This window comes from uncultured Acetobacterium sp. (genome assembly GCF_927416815.1).
GTDB lineage: Bacteria > Bacillota > Clostridia > Eubacteriales > Eubacteriaceae > Acetobacterium.
In genome coordinates this window covers 1-8,244 of the sequence record NZ_CAKMJU010000037.1, presented here as the reverse complement: position 1 = coordinate 8,244, position 8,244 = coordinate 1, and the positions used below count along the sequence as shown (strand labels likewise).

Here is an 8,244-nt window from a genome sequence, read left to right as displayed (position 1 = left end):
GCCGCGATTCCAACAAGGCAATCGCCATCCTGATCGGTTCTATTGAACAAGCCAGCCTGGTAACCGATCACATGCCGGATATGGCAATTCGCCTTTGCGGTGGAAGGAATTGCGCCGTTAATTTTTTCTCCGATAATAATCATTTTACTCTTACCTCCTGGTAACATTGGTTTTTTAAAAATTTATTATTTATTAGCATGCTGAAAGGGTGATTTAGAACATCGCTTTGCTCATTTTGTCGATGGCGACATCGCTGGCTTCGTATACTCCGGGGAAGGAAGAAACACCCATCCCCTGGCAGGCACCAGGAATAAAATAAAGTTTTCCGCATTCGCGACAGGCGCGGGCAAATTCTTCTTCAATCTGTTCTTTTGTCCAAGTCGGATGATCGATGATCCCGCTGTGAACCCCGCCCATAAAAGTGATTTCTCCGCCGTATTCTTTGATCATTTTAGGCATATCATTGGTTGTCATAACACCCTGCCAGATATCAATACCCATTTCAATCATGTTAGGGACTAAGGTTGCTGCGTAACTGTCACTATGGTGGACAATCAGTTCGACTCCATTTTCTTTATAAAATCCGTAGATTTTCTTATAGGCTGGCAGGAAAAACTCTTCAAACATGGCAGGTGAAAGGAAGGTTGAAATCTGACTGCCCCAATCATCATGATGGAAAATAACTTCTGGCTTGAGGTAAGTCACAAGTTCTTTAGCGTAGGCCAGTTCAAACTCAGTGATATAGTCGATCAGCTCGACCATTGCTTCGGGTTCTTCATAAAAACTCATTAAAGCATTTTCCATCCCCATTAGGTAGTGGGTCAGTTCGAAAACGCCCGGAGCGATAAATGCGGTAACATACTGATTGTCGTGATCAACTGCTTTGGCATCGGCAATTGCTTTTTCCCAGGCTTCAGCAGGAAAAACAACATTCGGTGCTTTAACATAGTCGCGCCACTGCGTCACGTCTTTTAAGAGGATGTGATCGGCATCATGAACCGGAAAAGAACCAAGCTGCCCTTCTGGCCAGCGTACGGTTACCCCCCATTCGTTGACAACTTCTTCACCGATAGCGGGTTTGATGCGACATGATGGTACGCTCATGATCATTTGCATAAATTCAAATTGTTTGATAAAGCGATCCGGATTTCCTCCGGTAAGGACTTCTTTTAAATTTTCTTTTACGGTTAACATTGCTTCTAGCCTCCTGAGATTTACTATGATTGAGTAATTGATCGGTTCTTGGAAAAGTCACTAATAATCAGAGCCTTAATGCTTGTTTTGGCAATAAAAGTTGGATCGTTAGCGACCAAACCGATAATAGTATTAAATATTTTATTTACTGTTATTTTAGTAAATACAATCATCTTTACTGTGAGTATAAACGGTTGCAGGTTTTTTGTCAATGACTATTTTAGTAAATGTGCCGGATTTATATTTTTATTAAGGAAAGACAAGTAATGGTTCGTAAAGAGCAGCTAATTAAGTAAAAGAAAAAATCCGAAGAAATTAAAATCAAGTAGAAATCGGATCGGATACAAGGAGAAATAAAAAAACAGAGCCCGAGTATCCTAAGATAGGGGCTCTGTCGATCACATTTTGAAATATTCGATATCATCTGGAAACATGCTAGATAAGTAGATGCATTTAATCGGGAAGGTTTAAAGAAAAATGTTAATCGGTATGTTTTTCGATATAATCGACGATTTCGTTTTTCCCGACCCGGTTGACACCGCTGTGTTCGATATCGAAGCCGGGATCAACTTCATGGCCGAGGACACGCTCCATCACTTCAACAACTCTGGGTCGGCAGAAGGTGCCCTGACACCAGCCGAATCCGGCACGGGTCCGTCTTTTTATCCCGTCGACGGTAGTCACGGTAATGCCCCGGTTCATCGCGTCGATAATGGTCGCTTCACTCACCTGTTCGCAGCGGCAGATTATTTTCTCTGGACTGGAATCAATATCCACTAACGGCTTTATTTCTTTAAGCGGCTTTAATTCTGTCCGGGTAATAATGGGAGCCCGATAAGGATTGAAGCTGGGGTCTTCTTCAAAGGGACAGTTCAGATCTTTTAAGAAGTTTAGAACCATCTCAGTAATCGCCGGAGAAGAAGTCAGTCCTGGCGATTGGATGCCGGCACAATTAATAAAGCCGGTAACCGGTGTGGCCTCAATAATAAAGTCGTCGGTGGAGCTGACAGCCCGGACACCGGTAAAGCTGCGGACAAACTGTTTAATATTTAATTTGGCAGTGGTGTGTTTAGCCTCGTTAAAAATTTTCAGCAACCGTTCGGCGTGAGTCGATTTATCGACAGTGTCTTCATTGACAGCGTCTGGCCCAATCAGTAGGTTTCCGAAATAGGTTGGTGCCACCAGAATGCCTTTGCCCATTTTTGTCGGCATCTGGAATAAGACCGTATTGATGATGCTGGCTGAACCGCGGACGGTCAGAAGGTATTCACCGGTACGGGGGGTAATGGTAAAATAATCTAGGCCAACCATTTGCGAAACTGTGTCAGCAGAAACCCCGCCGGCATTGATGACAAAATGCGACTGGTATTGCTTGCCATTGTGATCGGTTAAATTAAAGCGGTCAGCGGTTTTCTCAATCGCGGTAATTTCGCTATTTAATAATAGTTCCACACCATTGGCAACGGCATTTTCGGCCATTGCGATGGCCATTTCGTAGGGCGAACAGATGCCTGCGCCCTTGCAGTATAGGGCATATTTGACATCCGGGTTGACGTTTGGTTCCATCGCCATGATCTGATCGTGGTCAAGGATTTCCAAATCATCGAGACCATTGGCCAGACCGTTTTCATATAATGATTTAAGTTTTTCCAGCTGATCTTCCTCAAAGGCCAGTACCAGTGATCCGACTTTTTCAAAACCAAAGTTTAGTTCTTTATCTAACTGGTCAAATTGTTTTCGGCCTTTGTAGCATAAGCCACCTTTGACTTTGGTGTGGGATTCGGCAAAGCCGCCATGGACTATCGCCGAATTGGCTTTAGTTGCTCCCATGGACACGTCATTTTCTTTGTCAAAAATGACAACGGATAATTTGTAACGACTAAGAGCTCGGGCAATCGAGGTTCCGATTATGCCAGCTCCGATAATAGCCACATCATACATAGCAGTCTCCTTTATTAGAACTAAATTTTAAACACTAAATTTTAACCACATAATTAATAGGATTAGGAAAAACTATTATATTACATACCCATTTTCCTGGGCATCTCTCAGGAATTCATAGAAAAATTCCCGCTTCATATAGTTTAGTGGCAGACATTCCTGCTGGTTATAAGCAAAATTCAGTTTGGTTAGCGCCGCTTCAAAGGAGATGTTCTCCAGCGGAATCCCACCGACGGCAATCAGTTCCTGACAGGAAGCATAAAGATTGCCGTGAATATTTTTGTAGGAGATCATATAGTGATCAACCTGGGGGTTGTCTTTAATAAAGGCTAGCAGAGAGGTGCCGTTTTCGCCGGTAATATTACCACTACCACAATGGTAGAGTGAGTGGAGCACAGCCCGAATTGGGCGTTTGTGCAGATCGAACAACTGATAGTTTAAACCGGGGTAGGCTCGTAGCGCCAGCACCTCATTGCGAAATTCTTTAATAAAGGGAACATCCCCCGGCGAGGGGTTATAAAGTTTCATCATGGTGGGGTTCTTAGGTGACGGTAAACAGCAGAGACCACGTTGATCAAAGATTCCTAATGGTCCACCAAAACTGGTAAAGTCATCCTTGAGCCAATCGGCCTCCTGGAGCCGGGTAGCCAGGTGGACATAGCTGATCTGATCGCTGTTTTGATAGATGGTATAAAAACCGGGCAGCCTGATATTGCTGATAAATGTTACCGCCGCCGAGAAATTAGCAATGGCATTGCTTTTGGGTTCACCAATGGCGTAATTGGCAGCGATTAAAACAATCGGAATCAACGGGCAGTCAAGGCCATAAGCAAGGGCGGCTGCAGTATAGGGAAGGGTATCTGAGCCATGAGCAATGATAACGCCATCATAATCGTTGAGTTGATGGGATTGGAGGGTTTTTATTATTTGGAGCCAGTGTTTTGGTTCGGCGTTTTCACTGAGGATATTAAAGGGACGGATGACTTCAAATGCGACGGCGCGGTTAACTTGTTCTTTGTACAGCGCCAGCAGATCGTCACCGCGGCGGGAATCGACATCGATGCAGTTGTCGTTGACAGCGCTGCCGATGGTACCTCCCGTTAATAATAGTAAGATTTTGGGTGTGTTTTCCATAGTTCTGCATCCTTTCGGTAATTTAGAATAATTATAGCATCGAATCAGGGTCAAGGGAGTAAAAAAGCAAACATCAGAGGTATGTTTGCTTTTTTAATGGTCGATTGAGCTGATATTTAAGGAATCACTTCATTTCATTCTGACCCAGGGTAGTGTTTTGCATATAAAGGGTGGAAAAATTAGGATCTGTGGCTAATTCGATATGGGTGGTTATCAGCGGGATTTCTTGGCAGCGCTTAGCTTCATCCTGAGATAGCAAAAAAAGCTGGGCACCGGTTCCTGCACCATTGCCAATGGAACGGATGGGAACCCCGGCAATCTCAGGAAGCAAACCGATAAATTGGGCATTTTCAATATCGATGTAATTGCCAAAAGCTCCTGCCAGGGTAATTTCCTGGAGATCTGTCGCTTTGATGCCGTATTTTTCGGTTAACAACGAGCAACCGGTAAAGATGGCCGCCTTGGCCAATTGAACCGCCCGGATATCTTTTTGGGTGATTACCATCTCTTTACCGTTGGGGTTATCGCTATGACGAACAAAAACAAAATAGCGCTGATTATTTGCGTCGACACCAAAGCGATCTTTGAAGGGATGATTATCGAGATCCTCGCCTTTGATAAAATGTCCCCGGTTATAAATCAATTTTTCGCGATATAGAAAGGCGATTGCATCAATAATTCCGGAACCACAAAAACCAAGCGGGGCGGCATTGCCAATGACATGGCAGGTAATTTCATTATTATCCAGGGTTATTTTTTCGATCGCGCCAGTGGTACCGCGCATTCCCATATGGATGCCGGCGCCTTCTAAGGCCGGACCACAGGCAGTAGAAGCGACAAAATAGCGATCACGATTGCCGACGGCAATTTCTCCGTTTGTTCCTAAATCAATCATTAAGCGGTAGTTGTCATCCTTTGGCAGTCCCAGCAGTACAGCGGCGGTATCGGCGCCGACAAAGCCCCCAAGTAAGGGTAAAAAGGTGATTCGTCCCTGAGGGTTAATATTGATGCCAAGCTCCTCGGCAGTCAGGACGACCATGTCCCGGGTAATTCCGGTAAACGGAGAAAGACCTAAATGCAGGGGGTTTAAGCCCAAGAAAAGGTGCGCCATGGTGCTATTTCCACAGAAGACACATTCATAAATAGCTTCAGATGGTATGTTGGACTCATAAAAAAGGTTGGATAAAATATTATTGACGGTTTCAATGATGGCATGTTGGATAGTCTTGAGATTTTCCGGCGCCGTCGAAGCATAATCGATACGACTGATCACATCGCCACCAAATGAAATTTGCTTATTCAGGGAAGAATACTGGTGAATCAGAACGCCGTTAGTCAGGTCATAAAGGTAGCCGACAACAGAGGTGGTGCCGATGTCAAAGGCGACGCCAAAGGCACTGATGGGCTCATTGCCTGGAACCAGATCAATGATTTCATCATTGTATAATATAAAATTCATCAGTGAAAAGCTCTTTTGATGAAAAACCTCAGCTGACTTTTGCAAGACCTTAAGAGAAGTCAGCTTGACCGGCTGATCAATGGCTTTCCGGATTGTTTCAAGATCGTAGGAACACATCTCGGTTTTTAATGCCGTGATCGGAATGGTAGCGACACGGGTTTTAGGGTTGAAACTTAACTCGCCGTTGCTGGTTGTTTCGAGTATTTGTGATAGCGCAGCTTCTTTCGAAATAAGAATGGCGATATCCTCGGATACAAGATGCTGACAACCAAGGACTTCAGAAACTAAATCGTTTTCACGAATAGTCACCAGGCATTTTTTACAGGTTCCTTTACCCCCGCAAACCAGGTTTTGCGGAAAACCAACAAGCGCGCAGGCCTCAGCAACCGTTTTTCCAACTTCAACCATGATACATTTATCCAGTAGCGGAAAACAAACACGAATCGTATTCAAAGATGACATAAAATTGTCCTTTCTTAGTCATAAATTAGGTAAACTGTAAAATATTATTAAAACTGCTCTCATTATACCTGTTGAAACTGCGATTTTCAACAGGATAGAAAATTATTGACAAGAAATATCGAAAATGATAGTCTTACTGAATATGTATATACAGGTAAGCTACGGAAACTAGGCAGTGAAAACGATAACAAGGAGACAAAGATGATCATTATTGGAGAAAAAATAAATGGTGCAATTCCTCAGGTAAAGGAAGCAATTGAAAGAAGAGATGCCAAATTTATCGCTCAACGGGCGGTAAAACAACAACAAGCAGGTGCAGATTTTATCGATCTGTGCGCCGGAACGGCACCAGAACGAGAAATCGAAACACTAACTTGGCTGATTGAGGTTGTTCAGGATGTCACTGAAACGCCGCTGTGTCTGGATAGTCCAAATCCAAGAGTTATCGAAGCGGTATTCAAGTATGTGACAAAACCAGGACTGATCAATTCTATTTCAGAAGAAGGCGATAAATGTGAGATCCTGCTTCCATTAATGGCAGGTAACAACTGGGAGGTTATCGGACTGACCTGTGACAATAAAGGCATCCCCGGTGATGTTCAGGCAAAGGTTGAGATTGCAAAAACGATGGTTGAGAAAGCCGCGAAGTTTGGTGTCGTCCCCGAACGAATCCATATCGATCCATGTATAATGGCATTGGCAACAGATAACGACGCGCTGTTGAAACTTATCCGCGAAATTTCGGAAATCCGCGCCCTCTATCCAAGCATTCATATCACCTCTGGTTTAAGTAATATTTCTTTTGGCTTACCGGCCAGAGCACTGATGAATAAAACCTTTATGACGCTTGCTATCCAGGCTGGCATGGATTCAGCAGTAATGGATCCGACCAATCGGGATATGATGGGAACAATATTTGCCGCTTATGCGCTGCTTGGTAAAGATAAGCACTGCCGAGCCTACAGTAAAGCTTTTCGACAGGGAAAAATTGGTGCGCTGGAAAATTGACAGCCAGTGATTAATCACGATTTCAAAGTCTTTGTTAAGTACACAGACACAGGGTTATAGTTTTATCCGCAACAGTTGTTTGGCAAAATGGCAACTCGTTGTTATCCAGGATGATCGACGACAGATTGTTAAAACTGGATCGATATAAATGCAGATTAAGCACTGCGATTTTTGGGTGCCCGAGTATAGCGATCAGTAAGAAAAAAGACATGATATAGAAAAAGGATTAAAACGCTTGGCGATAATTAAAAACGGGACAAGGTATGACAGCGTCTAACTAGGCTTTATATTACTCGAAGATGGATTGTTTGAGAAATAACAAACAATCAAAGAAAATAAATTGACATAAAATAGAAAAATATTGACATTTGATGGTAAGAATGATAATCTAAATAAAATTTGTATATACAAGTAAATAGTGGACTGGCTGCCCGAAATCATTAGGTACAGGTCTAATCAAGCAAGGGCAAATGGAATAGCATAAAGTCAAACGGTTGTAAATTCGGACAAAGGAAACAGGAGGTGAACAAGTCAAATAATTGAATGATGAGTAGTTTTAGTGCAATAAATCGGCAAAAAAATGGCTTTTTAAAAAGAAAATAATAAAAAAATTACGAAAATGGGGATTTTGGTTAACCGAAAAGGATAATTGTTTCTGAAAATAATTATTTATGACCAAAAAGCAATTAAAAGGAACAAGAATATCAGCACTTAAGAAAACAAAAAGATGATTTACGCTGCAGAGTAAAATATTGCTCTGAATATTGATGTAAACCCCGTGAATGTAAACGTTATTCGGTTTTTTATAGTGAAAAATTGTCACATTTATTGTTTGATTTTTAGTTTGAAATCATATATCATAAATGCAGATGTTAAAAATTTATCAAAGTAATGGAGGAAAAAAATGGGTTTTAAATCAGATATTGAAATTGCACAAGAGGCTATTCCACAGGATATACGTGAGATAGCAAAGAAATTGGGTTTAACAGAAGACGATCTGGATTTATACGGTAAGTATAAAGCAAAGGTTGACTACAATCTGTTAT

General features: G+C 42.4%; 6 protein-coding genes. 2 read left to right on the top strand and 4 right to left on the bottom strand.

Going from position 1 to position 8,244, the window contains the following annotated elements; genetic code table 11:
- Positions 1-213 precede the first annotated feature (213 nt).
- The 4 genes from QZ998_RS07070 to QZ998_RS07055 all read right to left on the bottom strand — a co-directional run bounded on the left by QZ998_RS07070 (position 214) and on the right by QZ998_RS07055 (position 6,190).
- Positions 214-1,194, bottom strand: a complete 981-nt coding sequence (locus QZ998_RS07070; protein WP_296559213.1) for a uroporphyrinogen decarboxylase family protein — start codon at positions 1,192-1,194, stop codon at positions 214-216.
- Between the two features lie 480 nt (positions 1,195-1,674).
- Positions 1,675-3,135 (bottom strand): NAD(P)/FAD-dependent oxidoreductase, encoded by a 1,461-nt coding sequence (locus QZ998_RS07065; RefSeq protein ID WP_296559212.1) that lies wholly within the window; start codon positions 3,133-3,135, stop codon positions 1,675-1,677.
- Between the two features lie 75 nt (positions 3,136-3,210).
- Positions 3,211-4,269, bottom strand: coding sequence for an asparaginase domain-containing protein (locus QZ998_RS07060; protein WP_296559211.1), 1,059 nt, complete (start codon positions 4,267-4,269; stop codon positions 3,211-3,213).
- Positions 4,270-4,393: 124 nt separating this feature from the next.
- Positions 4,394-6,190: an ASKHA domain-containing protein gene (locus QZ998_RS07055; RefSeq protein ID WP_296559210.1), complete on the bottom strand. Its 1,797-nt coding sequence runs from the start codon at positions 6,188-6,190 to the stop codon at positions 4,394-4,396.
- 201 nt (positions 6,191-6,391) lie between these two features.
- Between QZ998_RS07055 and QZ998_RS07050 the strand changes: the two genes are divergently transcribed.
- Positions 6,392-7,198, top strand: coding sequence for a methyltetrahydrofolate cobalamin methyltransferase (locus tag QZ998_RS07050; protein WP_296559209.1), 807 nt, complete (start codon positions 6,392-6,394; stop codon positions 7,196-7,198).
- 904 nt (positions 7,199-8,102) lie between these two features.
- The coding region (locus QZ998_RS07045; RefSeq protein WP_296559214.1) for a formate--tetrahydrofolate ligase at positions 8,103-8,244 on the top strand (142 nt) is incomplete at its 3' end.